Origin of the sequence: Nocardia grenadensis (genome assembly GCF_050942415.1) — a bacterium.
In the GTDB taxonomy this organism is placed as follows: domain Bacteria; phylum Actinomycetota; class Actinomycetes; order Mycobacteriales; family Mycobacteriaceae; genus Nocardia; species Nocardia grenadensis.
On the sequence record NZ_CP192054.1, the window covers coordinates 3766085 to 3782779 of the forward strand.

General features: G+C 67.4%; 14 protein-coding genes. 3 read left to right on the plus strand and 11 right to left on the minus strand.

The features are described from left to right. Positions 1-3: 3 nt before the first annotated feature. From ACQPYS_RS17140 to ACQPYS_RS17190, 11 genes are all read right to left on the minus strand, one after another. Positions 4-711 carry an ABC transporter ATP-binding protein gene (locus ACQPYS_RS17140; protein WP_431937750.1) on the minus strand — a complete coding sequence of 236 codons (708 nt, stop codon included), beginning with the start codon at positions 709-711 and terminating at the stop codon, positions 4-6. Next, complete coding sequence (locus ACQPYS_RS17145; protein ID WP_063034904.1) at positions 708-1508, minus strand: ABC transporter ATP-binding protein; 801 nt, start codon at positions 1506-1508, stop codon at positions 708-710. The genes ACQPYS_RS17140 and ACQPYS_RS17145 overlap by 4 nt, the downstream gene beginning before the upstream one ends. After that, positions 1505-2740, minus strand: coding sequence for an ABC transporter substrate-binding protein (locus tag ACQPYS_RS17150; RefSeq protein WP_433490151.1), 1236 nt, complete (start codon positions 2738-2740; stop codon positions 1505-1507). The genes ACQPYS_RS17145 and ACQPYS_RS17150 overlap by 4 nt, the downstream gene beginning before the upstream one ends. 1017 nt (positions 2741-3757) lie before the next feature. Then, on the minus strand, positions 3758-4810 hold the full coding sequence (locus tag ACQPYS_RS17155) for an alpha/beta hydrolase (protein ID WP_433490152.1): 1053 nt from the start codon (positions 4808-4810) through the stop codon (positions 3758-3760). Positions 4811-5809: 999 nt separating this feature from the next. Continuing rightward, entirely contained in the window at positions 5810-7387 is a 1578-nt protein-coding gene (locus tag ACQPYS_RS17160) for an MFS transporter (RefSeq protein ID WP_433490153.1), read from the minus strand. Next, complete coding sequence (locus tag ACQPYS_RS17165; protein ID WP_433490154.1) at positions 7384-8454, minus strand: ABC transporter substrate-binding protein; 1071 nt, start codon at positions 8452-8454, stop codon at positions 7384-7386. Before ACQPYS_RS17165 ends, ACQPYS_RS17160 begins: the two co-directional genes overlap by 4 nt. Positions 8455-8482: 28 nt before the next feature. After that, complete coding sequence (locus ACQPYS_RS17170) at positions 8483-9211, minus strand: ABC transporter ATP-binding protein (RefSeq protein ID WP_433490155.1); 729 nt, start codon at positions 9209-9211, stop codon at positions 8483-8485. Further along, complete coding sequence (locus ACQPYS_RS17175) at positions 9208-10053, minus strand: ABC transporter permease (protein WP_433490156.1); 846 nt, start codon at positions 10051-10053, stop codon at positions 9208-9210. Before ACQPYS_RS17175 ends, ACQPYS_RS17170 begins: the two co-directional genes overlap by 4 nt. Before the next feature lie 148 nt (positions 10054-10201). After that, positions 10202-10666, minus strand: a complete 465-nt coding sequence (locus ACQPYS_RS17180) for a MarR family winged helix-turn-helix transcriptional regulator (RefSeq protein WP_433490157.1) — start codon at positions 10664-10666, stop codon at positions 10202-10204. A 407-nt stretch (positions 10667-11073) separates the two neighbouring features. Continuing rightward, positions 11074-12045, minus strand: coding sequence for an acyl-ACP desaturase (locus tag ACQPYS_RS17185; protein ID WP_433490158.1), 972 nt, complete (start codon positions 12043-12045; stop codon positions 11074-11076). A gap of 94 nt (positions 12046-12139) precedes the next feature. Continuing rightward, on the minus strand, positions 12140-12922 hold the full coding sequence (locus ACQPYS_RS17190; protein ID WP_433490159.1) for a sigma 54 modulation/S30EA ribosomal C-terminal domain-containing protein: 783 nt from the start codon (positions 12920-12922) through the stop codon (positions 12140-12142). Between the two features lie 475 nt (positions 12923-13397). Between ACQPYS_RS17190 and ACQPYS_RS17195 the strand changes: the two genes are divergently transcribed. From ACQPYS_RS17195 to ACQPYS_RS17205, 3 genes are all read left to right on the plus strand, one after another. Further along, positions 13398-13946 carry an Rv1733c family protein gene (locus ACQPYS_RS17195; RefSeq protein ID WP_433490160.1) on the plus strand — a complete coding sequence of 183 codons (549 nt, stop codon included), beginning with the start codon at positions 13398-13400 and terminating at the stop codon, positions 13944-13946. 239 nt (positions 13947-14185) lie between these two features. Next, positions 14186-16129: an MFS transporter gene (locus ACQPYS_RS17200; RefSeq protein ID WP_433493066.1), complete on the plus strand. Its 1944-nt coding sequence runs from the start codon at positions 14186-14188 to the stop codon at positions 16127-16129. Then, positions 16126-16689 carry a TetR family transcriptional regulator gene (locus tag ACQPYS_RS17205; protein WP_433490161.1) on the plus strand — a complete coding sequence of 188 codons (564 nt, stop codon included), beginning with the start codon at positions 16126-16128 and terminating at the stop codon, positions 16687-16689. Before ACQPYS_RS17200 ends, ACQPYS_RS17205 begins: the two co-directional genes overlap by 4 nt. The last annotated feature ends 6 nt before the right edge of the window (positions 16690-16695 follow it).

The window sequence follows — 16695 nt, forward strand, 5'->3', positions numbered from 1 at the left end:
TGCTCAATAGCCTAGGTAGGCGCGCCGCACCGATTCGTCGCGCGCGAGGCTGTCCGCGGGACGCTGGGCGACGACGCGACCGGCGTCGACGAGTACCGCCGATGTGCCGATGTCGAGCGCGAGGTGGGCGTTCTGCTCGACAACGAGAATCGTGGTGCCGGTGTCCGCGTTGATCCGGGCGAGCGCCCGGAACACCTCCTGTGTGATGCGGGGCGCCAGTCCGAGCGAGGGCTCGTCGAGCAACAGCAGTCGCGGTCCGGCCACCAGGGCCCGGGCGATGGCGAGCATCTGCTGTTCGCCACCGCTGAGTCCGGCCGCGGGCTGCCGCCGCCGCTCCCGCAGCCGCGGGAAGAAGTCGTACCACCGCTCGATCGCCCGGTCGGTCGCCGCGGTGGACGTGGTGTATCCACCGATCCGCAGGTTCTCCTCGACCGTCAGGTCGCCGAATGTCCCGCGTCCCTGCGGTACGTGCGCGACGCCGAGGCGGGCGATCCGATCGGTGCGCAGTCCGGAGATATCGCGCCCGTCGAACACGATCCGCCCGGTGGTGTGCACCATCGCGCAGATCGATCGCAGGATGGTGGTCTTCCCGGCACCGTTCGCGCCGAGCACCACCGTCACCTCACCGGCGGGTACCGCGAAGTCGATGCCGTGCAGCACTTCCGCGCTGCCGTAGCGGGCGTGCAGCCCCTCGACGTCGAGCAGGTTCACGCCGCACCTCCCAGGTACGCTTCGACGACCTCGGGATGCGCTGCCACCTCGGCGGGTTCGCCCTCGGTGACCTTCTGGCCGAAGTTGAGCACCACCACTCGGTCGGAGATCGACATCACCATGGCCATGTGATGCTCGACGAGCAGCACCGAGAATCCCCGTTCATCGCACAGGGCGCGAACGGTGGCGGCGAGCTCGAGCACTTCCTCGTGGATGAGCCCGTTCGCCGGTTCGTCGAGCATGAGCAGCCGCGGTCGCTGCATCAGTGCCCGGGCGAGTTCGATCCGCTTGAGGGTGCCGTAGGGCAGGTTCCCCGCCGGCTCCGGTCCGACGTGCGCGAGCTGCATCGAATCGAGCAGCGACCACGCCTGTTCGCGTTCACGACGCTCCTCTCGCCGGGTCGGCGGCAGTCCGAGGGCGGTGCGGACGAATCCGGCCCGGGTGCGGGAGTACGCGCCGGTGAGCACGTTCTCCACCACCGACATCGTGGGGAACAGCCCGATGTTCTGGAAGGTGCGCGCGATCCCGGCCTCCGCGATCCCGGCCGCGGGCAGGGCCAGCAGATCGGTGTCGCCGAAGGTGATACGTCCCGAATCCGGTTGGTAGAGGCGGCTGATGCAGTTGAACAGCGTCGTCTTACCCGCGCCGTTGGGGCCGATGAGCCCGACGATGCGGCCGGGTTCGATCGTGAACGAGGGCCCGTCGAGTGCGACGACGCCCCCGAAGCGCAGGCGCACCTCCTCGACGCGCAGTGCGGGTACCGCCCCGGCGGCAGCTACATCCGGCACGGTTGTCATCCCTCGGTACCGCGCGTGACCACGGCGTCGTAGTGCCAGCTGCCGTCGCGGAACGTCATCGGCGCCATGGAGGTGATCACGTACGGGTAGTCCGGTGTGGTGTCGAAGGTGACACCCTCGATGGACAGGTCGGTGGTCACGCCCCGCATGTTCCCAACGGCGTCGAGGAGGTCGGCGCGCGTGCAGCCCTTCATCTGTTCGAGGGCGGTCACGAGCAGCTGCGCGGTGTTGTAGCCGGTGGCCGCGATGGTGTCGGTCGTTTTCACTTTCCCCGCATTGCGCTCGGCGAAGGCCCGCCAGTTCCGCACACCCGGATGGGTGTCGTGCTCGGTGCTGCTGACGTCGTAGATCCAGTAGAAGGAGTGAATGCCCTCCGCGGCACCGGGTCCGGCCGGCGCGAGCACGAAGTTGGTGTCGGTGGCGCCCGAGTAGATGTAGGTGTCGGGCTTCCAGCTCAGTTCGTTCGCCTTCTTCAGCGACTGGGTCACGAAGCTCGCGGTCGCGAAGTTGACGAATACGTCGGCGCCGGAACTGGCGAGGTTGACGATCTGCGAGTCCACCGACGGTGTCGTCTGCTCGTACGACTGCTCGGCGACGATCCGGGTGCCACTGCCCTCGAGTGCGGACTTCAGCGCGTCGCGGCTCCCGACCCCGAGGCTGTCGTTCGGGTAGAGCACCGCGATCTTCGCCTGCGGATGGTCACGCAGGATCTGCGCGGCTCGTTCCGAGACCTCCCATCCGGTCTGCGGATTCACCGCGCCGGCGACGACGGGACGTTTGTCGTGTGTCGCGAGGAGCTCGTCGGTGCCGGTCATCGGGAACACCAGCGGCACGTTCTTCTGGGTCAGGTAGTCGACGACGGCCAGGGTCGAGGCGGTGCCGATCAGATTCTGGATGGCGAACACCTGGTCCTGCTCGACCAGCGACCGCACATTACCGACGGTGCGCGCGGGGTCGTAGCCGTCGTCCATGGCGGTGTACACGATCTTGCGGGACTTACCGTCGCCCATCGCGACTCCGCCCGCCGCGTTGATCTCGTCGAACAGCGCGGTCGCCGCGGTGGCCTGCGCGCCGGCGACGGACTGCATGAGGCTGGTGCCGAACCTGATCTCGGTATCGGTGATGCCGGGATCGCAGTCGCCGGACGCGGTCGCGGTGTCGCGACCCGAGCAGGCGGTGAGGGCGGCGGTGGCGCACAGGGCTGTCAGGCCCACGGCGAGAGTACGTTTCATGGTCGCTCCCAGGGTGTGAGGAGATGCGGAGGACAGGAGAAGATCGCCGCCTCGCGGGCGGCGTGGTCGAAAAGATCGGTGCGGGTTGTGCGGCGGGAGTGCTTCAGCGAAGTGCGATCCGGCGCGGGTTTCCGGGCGCACCGCACTCGGCGATGTGGCCGGGCGCCATCCGGCCGCACGCGGCCGCGGTGCTCATCGGATCGCGGACGAAGCGATCCGGACTCCGCAGCACTGTGGGTCGTGACCGTCCAGTGGTGTGCCCGGCTCGATGACCTGTCCGGTCCGGATTCGCGAGGCGGCGGTCGCCGTTCCTTCCGGCGTGCTCGCTGTCGCGCTCCCCCGGCCGACCCGATCGCCCGCTCGCCGACCCGGCTCGCCTATGTCGGTTACGGATGCGGTCATGCTGCCTCCTCGGCACTTCCCTATCTGACGTGACAGTCATGTCAACTTGAGGAAGTGTGACCGGTAACACGAGAACTGTCAACAGGACAAAATGGACAGCAATGTGCGCATAGTCGGCCGGACCGGGGCGATACGGTCGTTCATCTGCGGTTTCGCGGCGCGGACGAATCGCCCGGAGCGGGCCGGGCACGCCAGTTTCCGCGAACTTCCCGACCGGGCCGGAAGCATGCGCGGCCCTGGGCACTCACCTCGACGGCAGATTCGGCAGCCTCGAGATTTCCTCCTGTACGCGTTCGAGATGGGAGACGTCGAGTCTTTCCGAGTGCGGGCCGCTACGGTCTCAGGGCGTCGGCCGGTCCGGATGCCCCGGCAACAACGAGCAGGCGCCGAAGGAGAGCCGGCGGTAATGTCGCCGAGATCGAAGCGGCCGACTCGCGTCGGCCGGGCGACCAGGTCGAAGATGCCGAGCGGAGGACGGCACGACCGGTGCCGCCGCCGTCCCGGAGTCGGGTGAGGTCACTCGCCGCCCGGCGAGCGCGGCGGCTTCGCGCGGTATACCGGAGTCCGGGTGCGGTCGCGGTCCGCCGCCACTTCGTGGCGAAACCCGCATATGTCCTACTCGGGTATTCCGAGTCCTTCGGCGAGGAGCGGCCAGGAGCGATAGAACGCGTCACGCCAGTAACCCCAGGAGTGTGTGCCCGACGGCACGTAGTCGAAGGTGGCCGGGATCCGCAACTGGGCGAGCCGGTCCTGGAGGTTGCGGGTGCACCAACCGGTGGCGGCCTCGATGACGCCGCCGACCAGGAGCTGATTGGCCAGGCCCTGGGGCCCCGGTAGCGCGTAGTCGCCGTCGACGGTATCCCACTGCCCGGGCAGTCCGTTGCCGGTCGAGACGAACAACCTCGTACCGCGCAGTGCCTCGGCGTTCACCACCGGATCATTGGCGACCCAGGCCGGATCGTCGTCCTCGCCGTACATATTGCGGACATCGCCGCCACCGTAGAGTTCGACGACCAGCTTGGTGAACTGTCGCCCGACCGGATCCGCGATCTGGGCGCATCCGCTGTACCCGGCGACGCTCCGATAGAAGCCGGGGGCGGCCTCGGCCATCTGCAGAATCGCGGTCGCGGTCATGGAGTTCGCCGCGATGGCATTGATCCCGTTGGTGCCCAGTGCTCCGTCTACCAGCGGCGGCAACTCCTCGAGGAAGAAGGTGCGCCATTTGTTGCGGCCGAGCACCGGATCATCACGTTTCCAGTCGGTGTAGTAGGCGAACGCGCCACCGACCGGCATCACGACATTCACGTCCTTGGTGGCCAGGAAATCGCCGATATCGGTATTGGCCCACCAGGTCGCCGCGTCGGTACCCCCGCCGGCCCCGTTGACGAGGTAGAGCACCGGCCGGGGTTGTGCGGCGTCGCGGGGGCGCTGGACCCGGACGGTGATGTTCTCGTCCATCGCCGCGGAGTGCACCAGCATGGTCAGGCTGCGGCCATCGACCCGGCTCGCGACAATTCGCGAGCCGTTCGGCGAGACCGGATCGGCGAGAAGTTTTCTGGAGTCGGCGATCGGATCGCCGCTGTCGGCGGGGGCGACCCCGGCGCCGAACACCGTGCCGGACGCGGCCAACATCGCAGCGGCAACAGCGACCAGCAGTGCGGGCCTCATACGTCGGCGTATCACATCGAACCCCAGGTCTCGACTCACGACAGACGGTGCGTCGGTCGGGAATGGGAATCTACCCGATACCGCTGCGGGACAGCCATTCCCGGCCGAAGACGAGCGGGAGGATCCTCCGCTCGGGGCATACGGTCCGCTGCCCGGGGCGGCGCATCACGCGATACACCACCCCGGACACCACCGATTCACAAGGACAGTGCTCGGTTGTCGACCAGTTTCTTGAATTCGGAGCCGGATTCGATCAGACCCCACTTCAGGAGCCAGCGGTAGGTCTGGTCGAACTGTTCGGGCGCGTACGGCTGCGGGTCCGCGAAGCGCAGCCGCCACGTGCTGATATCCGACTCCTCCAGCGTGCCCAGATCTTCCGGGATCTCCGCGGTGAAGTAGTGCAGGTAGGGCGTGACATCGGCATTGATATCGGCGACGGCCCGGCGGACACCGCGGTCGATCGCCGCGTAGACCTCGGGATCGACCTTCTCGTCGGCGATCTCGGCGCCGGTGTAGAACGCTTCGGCGATGAGCCGGTAGCCCTGCTTCAGCGCCAGGCTGATGTACGGCTCCATCAGCGCTACGGCTTCCACGGTGCCGTCACGCAATGCCCGGAACCGGTCGGCCGGACCACCGACGTGCACGACCTTCAATTCGTCGGGCTCGATGAACCCCTCGAGCGTCTGGATCGCGAGGTAGTGGGAGCCGTGGTGGAAGTTCACCGCGACCTGCTTATTGCGCAGACTCTGCGGGTGGAATACCTCGGAGTCGGGGCGGACGAAGATCGCCTGGCTGGCGATGGCCGCCCGCTGGGTCACGATCTGCCCGCCGCGACCCGAATCCTGTGCCCGCCGGACCTGCCCCCATTCGCAGGCACGGTACAGCGAGACATCACCGTCTTCGAAGCCGCGGGAGATGCCACCGAACGAACTCACCAGGTGATGATCTTCGATCGGCTTGACACTGACGTTGTAGGCCCCGGGCGCGACGAGTTCCAGATCAACGCCCTCGTCGAGAAAGTAGCCCTTCTCGAGGCCGACCAGATAGGGCAGGGTGAAAATCGCTCCGGTCCGGACGCTCGTGATCTTCGCCGGGGTGGCTTTCGATTCCTTGGTGGTCATCGGATCGTTCCTTTCGTGGGGTGGTGTCGACCGCGGATGTGGTCGAGTTCGAGGGCGCCGGGAAACAGCGGTGCGCGGCGACGAGCGCGAGGACGGCCACGACTGCGGTGGCCGCGTAGGCGATGCGCATTCCGGAGGTGAAATCGTGCGCGGCGACGGGTTCGGACCGCGCGAAAAGCCCTGCGACGGAAACGGTTACCGCACCCAGGGTGGCCGTACCCAGATTCATACCGACCTGCCGCGAGGTACTGGTGATCGCGCTGGCCGACCCGGCGCGTTCACGTGGGAGAGCGGACACGGCCGACGACGTCGCGGGCGGATTCGCCATACCCATGCCGATGCCGAGGAGCGCGAAGGCCACCAGAATCCAGCCGATCGACGAGGTGGTCGAGGCCGCGAACGCCAGGGACACCATGGCGGTGATCAGGAAGAGATAGGCGAGGAGAACGGGCCTTCGCGGACCGTATCGGCCCAGCAGCCGCCCGGACACCTGTGCGGCGACGAGGGTCCCGGCCGTGAGCGGTAGCGCCATCAACCCCGCTTCCCACGGCGTATACCCGCGCACCTGCTGGAGGTAGAGCGTATTGACGAAGTTCATCCCGGCGAGGCAGAAGTAGGAGAACCCGGCCGTCAGTACCGCACCGCGCAATTGCGGCCGGCGGAAGACGGTCAGGTCGAGGACCGGGTCCGCCGCCCGCCGCTCGACTCGGGCGACGATCGCCATCGACAGCACGGCCGCGACCAGCGCGAGCAGCGTTGTCGCCGACAGCCAGCCGTCGCGGGCACCACCGGACAGTGCGAAGGTCACGAAGAACAGCGTCGCGGCGATGGACAGATGACCGGCCGGGTCGATGCGCCGCCGCAACCGCGGGACCGGGGACTCGGGTACCCAGCGCAGGCTGATCACAACAAGTGCCGCGAACGGCAGGCAGATCAGGAACACGCTGCGCCACCCGACGGTCGCGACGAGCACTCCGCCGATGACCGGTCCCAGGGCCGTGGACACTCCGGCGGTCGCGCTCCAGGAACCCAGCGCCCGGCTGCGCGCGACCGGATCCTGGAAGACTCCGGTGAGCAGCGAGATCGACGCGGGGGTCATGAGCGAACCGCCGATCCCCTGCACGACCCGCCAGACGATCAGTTCGGCGAAACCGGAGGAGACGAAGCACAGCAGCGAGGCCACACCGAACAGGACGACGCCGATCCGGAAGATCCGCCGCGGGCCGTAGCGGTCGGCCAGCGAGCCGGCGAGGAACAACGTGCTGCCGCGAGCCAGGGCATTGGCCACCACGACCCACTGCAGTCCCCCGACGTCCAGGTCGAGATCCGCTTGCAGCGAGGGAAGAGCGACCACGAGCGCCGAGGTGTCGAGCGAGGACAGGAACAGGCTCGCACAGCAGGCCAGCAGGGCGGTCCGGGGATGCCGTACGGCCGGCGCGGCCACCGGATCGCTCAACTCAGGCTTTCGTAGACCGGCCGCTCCGCGCGCCGCGACAGCAAGCCGATATCCAGGGCCACCTGGATCTGACGGTCCATATTCGTGAACACGCTCTGGTCCCAGACGGAGGGGTAGATATCGCGGAGCCGCTCGGGCAACAGTGCGATGGCGGCCTCCTCGTCGGCCGGTATCCCGAAGGCTTCGTGATACCGGGCGAGCAGGGCGGGGTCGCCGGTGATCAGTGTGTTCGCCTCGGTACGCAGGGCGACGAACCGGTCGGCGGTATCCCGGTTCCGCTCGAGCCACGGCCGATTGAACGCCGCACCGTTGAGAAACAGCGGGTTCGCGTCCCCGGTCCCCTTCTGCCACAGCTCCGAAACCGTCGCGACCTGCCGACTGCCCTGGGCGACCAGACGGGTGGCATTGGGTTCGATGGCGATGATCGCGTCCAGGTCGCCGCGCTCGTACAGGGCCAGATTGGCGATGGGCTGGCCGGGGAAGATCTGGAATTCCCGTTCGAAGTCGATCCCGTTGACGGCCAATGCCAGTGCGGCCGCCTTGTAGGTATCGGAACCCGCCGGCTGGACGCCGATACGTTTACCGCGCAGGTCCTCGACCGAGGCGATATCGCTGTCCGCGGGGACGAGCCAGCGGCCGTGATTCCACAGCTGGGGTCCGACAATAACCACGTCGTGGCCGGAGGTATTGGCGTCGGTGGCCCCGAGCGGTCCGAAGGCGAAGGTGTCGAGCAGACCGGTCAGCAGATTCTCCTGTCCCGTGCCGACACCGCCGCCACCGTCGCGCTTCAGATCGAGGCCGTGCTTGGTGTCGAGGCCGAACTGCCCGGTGATCGGATCGATCACCGAACCCGCCGTCCCGGGCTGCACCGCACCGATCTTGATCGGCCGCAACGGATTACCGTTCGCGTCGACCGCGGCGGTGCCGGCGTCCCCACAAGCGACCAGCAGCGCGCCGAGACCGAGTCCGCCGACGAGCGCGGCTCCCGCCCGGAGGGCCTGCCGGCGTGTCACGGCGGGTCCCAGGGTGGCTTCGCGAGTGAAGATAGTGCCGCGTGTGGTGGACACGGGGTCTCCGTTTCTGGATGGGGTCGTCTCAGGCGATATGGGCGATGATGTCGCGGTGCAGGTCGAAGAGCGTGGCGTCCTCGGTGGAACGCGGACGCGACAGGTCGACCCGGAGGTCCTGCACGATGCGGGCCGGCCGGTCGGCGAGCACGACGACCCGGTCGGCCAGGAAGGCCGCTTCGAGCGCGTTGTGGGTGACCAGGAGACCGGTGACCGAGCGTTCGATGAGCAGGGTTTGCAGCAGCAGCCGTAGTTTGCGGCCGGTGAGTTCATCGAGCGCGCTGAACGGTTCGTCGAATAGGACGATGTCGGGATCCACCGCGAACGCCCGGGCGACCGCGGCCCGCTGGCGCTGGCCACCGGACAGGACCGACGGGTAGGCATCGGCGTAGTCGCTCAGACCGACCGCCTCGATGAGTTCGGGGACGGCCGATACGCTCTGTCCGGCCGATTTCGCGGCGATCTCGATATTCTCGGCGACGCTGATCCAGTCCAGCAGCCGCGGCTGCTGGAACACCATTCCGGTCCGTCTCGGCGCGGTGTTCGCACCGACCCGGATCACCCCGGCATCCGCGGTCTCCAGTCCCGCCACCAGATGCAGCAGGGTGGTTTTACCGGTGCCCGAGGCGCCCACGAGGGCGACGAGCTCACCCGGTGCCACGTCGAGCGAGAAGTTCTCGAAAACCGTTTGGACGGTGCCGTCCTTCTTGCTCACGAACGATTTGGCGATATCGCGCAGTTCGATACCGGCGCTCATACCGAGGACTCCTTACGCCAGCGGGAGACCCGCCGCTCCAGTGTTTGCAGGACGCCGTACTCGATCGCGGTCATGACCAGGGCGAAGGCGATGGTCCAGGCGAGTACGCCTGCCACGTTGTGATTGGAGAACTCCAGGTTGAGCTGATATCCGACCCCGCTGGCCAGCCCGAAGATCTCGACCAGGACGATCACCTTCCACGACATCGCGATTCCCAGCCGGGCACCGGTGAACAGCGAGGGCGCCAGGGCGGGCATCCAGATCCGCCGCAGCCGGGTCCACGCGCTGAAGTGGTACACATGGGCCATCTCGTGCAGCTGCGGATCGACCTCGCGGACACCCTGGGTGATGTTGACGATGAGTGCGGGCGCGGCGGCGAGGGCCACTGCCAGGATCGGGTTGATCATGCTGATGCCGAACCAGATAACGCACAGCAGCGCCTTCACCAGGCCCGGCGTCACCAATCCCAGGAGTACGGCAGGCTCGAGGAACCGCCGGACGTATTTGTTGCGGCCCATGGCGATCCCGAGAACCACGGCCACGACGAACGCCACGGCGAAGCCCAGGAGCACCCGCGTCAGCGTCACCTGGAGGTTCGCCCACAGCGCACCGCCGCTGGACAGGGTCACCAGTTCGTCCGCGATCGCGCCGAGCGACGGCACCAGCGGGCTGTCCATGCGGGCGGCCATCACGTTCCAGCCGACCGCCAGCAGGATGATAAGGGCCAGCGGTGGCGCGGCCACGCCGAGGAGGGCGGTGACCCGCGAACCGGTGGCCGGACGGCGGATCGGCGGTGTGCGGCCCACCCGTTCGGCGGTGGGCTCGGCACTCAGCACGGTCATGAGAATCCGTTCGATCGGCCGGCGACGCGCAGGCGCGACCGGCGGAGCAGGGGTGTGGGAACGGGGCCGGCGTAGGACCCCGCGGGTCAGGGGGCCGAAGCGGTGAGAGGACCGGGCGCCGTAAGGGTTCGGCACCCGCACGAGGTCGTCAGGACGGGCGCGGGCCCGTGGCCGCCACCAGCAGTTCCAGCCCGTCGCCGAGTGCGACGATCGCGGCCAGTTGCTCGGGTGGGAGCGTCGCGATCCGGTCCACAATGATCTCGGTGAGCTGCCGGCGACTGCGCAGGAACAGCTCGCGACCGGATTCGGTCACCTCGATCAGATTGACCCGTCCGTCCGCCTCGGAGGTCCGGCGTCGGACATCTTCGGACTCCTCCAGCTTCCGGACGGTGCGCGATACGCCGGCCGGGTCCACGCCCTCGTGGGCCGCGAGTTCGGACATCGACAGCGGCCCGAATTTCACGATCGCCGCGAGGGCGCTGCGCGCGGACTGGTTGATGCCCGCGCGATCCATCGTCCGGAATTGCCGGGCCGCCTGGATGAGTGCCACCTGCACCCGTTCCACGGCCGCCACGAACTCCTCGGTGGTGGTCGACGAATCGGGCAGGGGCATCGGCAGATCCTTCATGCAGTGGCGTCCCGGATGGGGTGACCTGACACATTGTCGTCATCGTGCAGGTTCCCTTCGCTCGCAGGTGGCCGGTCATTCGATCCGTACCGACGACAAAAGGTTAACAACTGTCAAGCATCTACCGGCGGGTGAACGCGCGGCCGGCGCCGCGGAAAATTCGGACCGGCGCTTCGGTGACACCACCATCGCCCCAGGTAGTGGCCGTATCATCGCAACCGGTCGCCCGCCGGCCGGACAATCGAATCGCAAGGATCCGAATGTCGGAACCCCCGGCGCTCCGACCGGATCACCCCGGTGCGTCCCCGGTGGACGAGGCCGGGCGACCGAACACCGGTCGCCGGCACCCGCCGGCCTGTCCGACCGCGACGAAGCGGTGCGTCCGCACCGAGCTACCGGGACGCGCCGGCCCGGGACCGCTCACGGGCCAGCGCCCGATCACGGTGTTCCTCGAACCTGGGGATCTGCACGGTTTCCAGATCGGCCAGATAGGTGGCGAGCCGTTCGCGTGCCCGTTCCCCGCGCGGACCGAACCCGCCGCGACCGAACAGGTTCCATTGCCGCATAACGGGCTGGAGGACTTCTTCGAGATGCTGTCGCAGGTCGTAGATGCCGTGTTTGGCCATCAGCACCCCGTTGCGGCGGAAGTCGGGCATACCGGTGCCGGGCATCCGGAAGTTGCGCACGATCGGATCGATCGCTTCCACGGCCTGATCCGGCACCAGGTCGAGTGCGGCACCGCATATTCCGCGGTAGAAGATCATATGCAGGTTCTCGTCGAGTGCCACGCGCTGCAGCATTCGATCGGCGCCCGGGTCATCGCATACTGCGGCGGTATTGCGGTGACTGATCCGGGTGGCCAATTCTTGAAAGGACACATAGGCGACCGAATACAGGAATCCGGCCCCGCCCGCCGCGCTCACGCGATCCACCGGCGGTGCGAAACCATTGGTCATATGAACCATGCGGGCGTTTTCCAGGGCGACCGGGTCGACGCCGCGGGTGACGACGAGGTAGTCGCGCAGAACCGCGCTGTGGCGTGCCTCTTCCGCGGTCCAGCGGCCGACCCAGGTACCCCAGGCGCCGTCGCGGGAGAAGTTCTCGCTGATCTCTCGGTGATAGGAGGGCAAATTGTCCTCGGTGAGCAGGTTGGTGATCAACGCAGCCTTCGCCACCTCCGACAATCGTGATTGTCCCGGCTCCCAGTCGGTGCCGCCGAGCATCGCGAAATTACGGCCGTCGCCCCATGGCACATAGTCGTGCGGATGCCATTCCTTGACCATGGACAGATGCCGATTCAATGCCGTCTCGGCAACAGGCTCGAGCTCGGTGAGAATTTCCAGTTGTGTGAGATCGCGCGCCAACGCCGCATCCGCCTTTCAATTCTGAATTCGAGGGATCCGCAGGATCGCCGAGGGTGACCGGTCCGAATAGGGCCGGCGGGGGGAATCGACAGGACTACGAGGTGATGATCTCGGTGCCGTCGTCGGGGAGGACAAGTGCCAGATCGGTGTCGTAACGCCGGTACAGCAACCTGCCGCGACCCGTACCGGGGTCGGTGTAGAACAGGACCGGCAATCCGTACTTACACAGCCTGGCCACGGCACCGGCTTCGGTCAGCGGCGGTGCCGGTCGTGGATTGACCGTGCACGCCCACGCCCCGCTCGGCGCCGGTGGCGGGTGGACGCTGTGGCAGCGGGCCAATCGCAGGCCACTCGGCCCCGCGCGGTAGACGATGGCGTCCTCGCCGGTATCGGCATCGACGAACAGGTGGGTGTCGTAATCCATCGCGTCCATCACCGCCGCTGCCGTCGACGGGTGGCACCTGACCACCGGAACCGGCTTCCGGCGGACCAACTCGCCCGGGCCCGGGGTATCGAGGGGCTGCCGGGTCGGATCCGGCCACGGCCGCGGCCGCCACACTCCTCGTAACGCCGTGATCTGCCGTTCCAGCCGCCTGACGGTCGACAGTGCGTCGCCGTCCCGCCGCGTGAGCGTCTGGACCCGGGCCGCGCCGCCGGCGATCCGCAGATTCACCTGGATCACCAGCGGACCACGCTCCGGAGCGGTGATCCGGAGCCGGGCACCACCCGGCACATCCAGCCGTTGCAGCAGCCGGCCGACCGCGCCGGCGAATCGTTCCCGCTCGATCGCCGGTACCCGGCCGCCGGTGTACACCACCACCTGGGGAAACGGCATCGCCGACCACGCCCGTGCGGCCCGCACCCTCTCACTGTCCACAGCACTCCATACGTCCGTCCGCCCCGGCGACCATCAAATGTGTTCGCGGCGCACAGGCGTAGGGCCGAAAGGCCCTGCCATCGGTGACGAGAGCACTTCGAGACACGGCGAAGCAGGGCCGCCGAGGCGGTCCGGCGACTCGCACGAGGCGGACCGTTCCATGACCCCGGCCACGCGCAGCCGGCTCGACGGCACATCACCCGGCCACTGCGCTGCCGACGCCGGGCCACCCGGGTCGGATCGATCACGCACGTATCGACGGCGCGAACGATCGGCACGCCCGGTACGACTCCGGCTCTGTCACTCGTGCGCGGGCAACACATTCGTGGCGATCGGCGATACATGAGACGTATCACAGATGCCCGGCACCGATTTCCCCGGCACGGCCTGACATGATCGAAAGAAGACGATACCGACCCGATTCCCCTCCCGGACAGAACAAATGATCCCCCCACCGAGCAGATACCCCACCGCCGTGACACGGCTGTGGAACCTGCGTCCGTGGCGCGACAGCCCGCTGCTCCGCCGCGAGGACCGCCTCCTGGCCTGGCTCGTATGCGGCGTACTACTCGTCACCGCCGCGGCGATCCCGATCGCGGCAGCGATCGGCATCGACACCCACCGAGCGCTCAGCGCAGCCGCCGCCGAGGCGGCCGCCGAACGGCACCGCGTGCCCGCGACGCTCCGGGAATCCGCGCCCGCCCCCAACGAATACGATCTGTACCCCACGATCCAGGCCACCTGGTTCACCGCCGGCGCCCAGCACACCGGCAAGGTGAACGCCCCGCCCGGCTATCGCCGAGGTGAGGTCATCGATATCTGGGTGGAGCGGGACGGCACGTACACCACCGCACCTCCGAACGATTCGTCGGTCCTGTTCGACTCGGTCCTCGTCGGACTGTTCGCCTGGAGCGCGCCGGGCCTGCTCTGCGCCGTGCCGACCGCGCTCACCGCCTGCCGCCTCCGGCTACGCCGAATGGAGCAGTGGGACATCGAGTGGGCTCGACTCCACGCCGGGTTCTGAGCTCCCGGGCGCGTGCTCTGCCTCGTCCGGCGACCGCGGCAACTGTTCGCCCAGCGTCTCGGCATACGCCGACGGGCGCCTCGAACCCCTCGCGACCTTGATCACAATCATCGCCCGGCGCTCGACTCGGGATGGTGAACACTGGTTCACTCATCGGGGTGAACACTTGTTCACGCCGAGGAAAGGGTTTCTGTGTGAGCGCGCCAGTCCGAGTCGAAGGCACACGGAGCTGGACCGTGATGGCGACCCTGGCGCTCACCGGCACCGTTGTCTCCCTCCAGCAAACGCTCGTCCTCCCACTCCTCCCCGATCTTCCCGGCCTGCTGAACACAACCGCCGACAACGCGTCGTGGCTGGTGACCGCGACCTTGCTCTTCGGTGCGGTCTCGATTCCCACCGTCACCAGGCTCGCCGATATGTTCGGGAAAAAGCGGATGATGATGGTGGCACTCGCCATCATGGTCCTCGGCTCGGTACTCGGCGCCGTCAGTACCGCCCTCATCCCGATAATCATCGCTCGCGCGCTACAGGGTGTCGGACTGTCCCTCATACCCGTGGGTATTGCGATTCTCCGGGACGAGCTACCGCGCGATCGCATGCCGCTCGGTGTCGCGCTGATGAGTGCCAGCCTGGCGATCGGTTCCGGCGCGGGGCTCCCCCTGTCCGGTCTGATAGCAGCGCATTTGGACTGGCATGCCATCTTCTGGGTTACCGGCGTAGTGGGAGTGGTCGTTCTCGCCGCCGTCTGGCGGGTGATCCGCGAGTCGCCGGTCAAGACCGGTGGATCGTTCGATTACCGGGGCGCGATCATCGGGTCGGTCGCCCTGACAGCGGTAATGCTCGCGTTGTCCAAAGGCGCGCATTGGGGCTGGACCTCGGGTATCACCCTGACCATGGTCGGCGCGGGCGCAGCCCTCCTGATCGCCTGGGTGCCGCTCGAACTCCGGGTCCGCAATCCACTGGTCAATGTGCGAATCGCAGCCCGTCCAGCTGTCCTGCTGGCCAACGTGGCCTCGCTGCTGCTGGGGTTCGCCATGTTCGCGAATATGCTCGTCACCACCCAATTGCTCCAATTGCCGGTCGGTTCCGGGTACGGGCTCGGATACGACATCTTGAACACCGGGCTGTGGATGGCACCCATCGCCCTGGTCTTCGGCGCGATGGCGCCGGTATCCGCGAAGATCCTGCGCCGATACGGCCCGGTGGCGACCCTGCTCACCGGAACACTTGTGATGGCGGGTTCCTATGTGGCTCGCGTGTACCTCAGCGACAATCTCTGGCAGATAGTCGTGGGCTCGGTACTGGTGGCCGCCGGGACATCGATGACCTACGCCGCCCTTCCCACGCTGATCATGCGCGCCGTTCCACTGACGGAATCGGCGTCCGCGAACGGACTGAACACCCTGTTGCGGTACATCGGCACGGCACTGTCCAGCGCGGTCATGGCCGCGGTGGCCACCATGAGTACGGTCCGAGTCGCCGACGAGGTATTTCCCAGCTTCGCGGCCTTCACCGTGATCTTCTGGGTTTCCGCGGGTGCCTGCGCCGTCACAGCGGTCATCGCGTTGGCCATGACCGGACTGCGCGAGACGCCGGACGAGAACAGCGAGGAACTCGACAAATCCGAGCATCCGCACGAGGCGGTGGCCGGCGGGAAAGTGATCAGCCGGTCGAAGCGCCCGATCGGTCACGCGGTCGTCACCGTGTTCACACCGTCCGCCGACCACGTCGATTGGAGCCAGGTGGACTCGGCGGGCCACTTCTCGGTCGCCGTACCCGGCCCGGGCCGCTATCTTCTGGTCACCGCGGCCGACGGATGGGCACCGGACTCTCGTTTGGTGGACATCGACGCCGGCGGCAGAATCGAGGCGATAGTACTGAAGGAACGGCTGATGATGGCGGGCACAGTGGTCGATGCGAGCGGGCCGGTGGACGGTGTCAATGTGGTACTCACCCGGCACACAGGCGAAGCTGTCGGGACCACCAAGACCGGTGCGACCGGAGATTACCAACTGCCACTTCCGCAGAACGGAAGATACATCATCACCGCGTTCACGAGTTCCTCGTCCGCCGCCCGCGCGATCACGATCTGGGGCTCGGCTCGTCACCTCGACCTCGAGCTGCTCGAACCCACCGCGCGGCCACCCGCCACATCGCACGCCGACACGGTATCCGCGCGGTGACCCGAGCCAGGGACGCCGCACTGGCGGCGGCGTCGAAACTGTTCGCGGAGCGCGGATACCGACAAGTGACCATCCGCGATATCGCGTTGGCCGCCGAGCTGTCGCCGGCCATGGTCATGAAAGTGGTGGGCAGCAAGGAGAAACTCTTCCACGAGGTGGCCGAAGTCCAGCCACTCGATCTCACCGGGATACCCGATGAGGAACTCGGCCGGACCCTGGTCGGAAACATCATCCAACGCATGCGGGCAAACGCGGTGGAACCTTTGGGTCGCGCGATCATGCTGCGACTCACCGCCCCGGATCCCCACACGATCCAGGAAAAGTTCACCGGTGGCTACTTCGACGCGCTGACCGAACGGCTCGGCGGCGGTGCGGAGGCCGAGTTGCGGTCCGAGCTGGCAGTGAGTGCGCTGATGGGCCTCGCCGCCACGCTGCGAATCTTCGAAGCCCCCCACTCGGCCGCACGGTCCGACCAGGTGCTGCTACGTTACGGCGATATCGTCCAGCGGCTATTGGACGGAGAGAGCCCGACCGAGCCCGATCGCCCGAACTCACCGTAGCGACCG

Coding starts and splice junctions, on each gene's coding strand:
- ACQPYS_RS17170 (WP_433490155.1), bottom strand. CDS start 9,211: ATGAGCGCCGGTATCGAACTGCGCGATATCGCCAAATCGTTCGTGAGC.
- ACQPYS_RS17175 (WP_433490156.1), bottom strand. CDS start 10,053: ATGACCGTGCTGAGTGCCGAGCCCACCGCCGAACGGGTGGGCCGCACA.
- ACQPYS_RS17200 (WP_433493066.1), top strand. CDS start 14,186: ATGGCGACCCTGGCGCTCACCGGCACCGTTGTCTCCCTCCAGCAAACG.
- ACQPYS_RS17180 (WP_433490157.1), bottom strand. CDS start 10,666: ATGCCCCTGCCCGATTCGTCGACCACCACCGAGGAGTTCGTGGCGGCC.
- ACQPYS_RS17155 (WP_433490152.1), bottom strand. CDS start 4,810: ATGAGGCCCGCACTGCTGGTCGCTGTTGCCGCTGCGATGTTGGCCGCG.
- ACQPYS_RS17150 (WP_433490151.1), bottom strand. CDS start 2,740: ATGAAACGTACTCTCGCCGTGGGCCTGACAGCCCTGTGCGCCACCGCC.
- ACQPYS_RS17145 (WP_063034904.1), bottom strand. CDS start 1,508: ATGACAACCGTGCCGGATGTAGCTGCCGCCGGGGCGGTACCCGCACTG.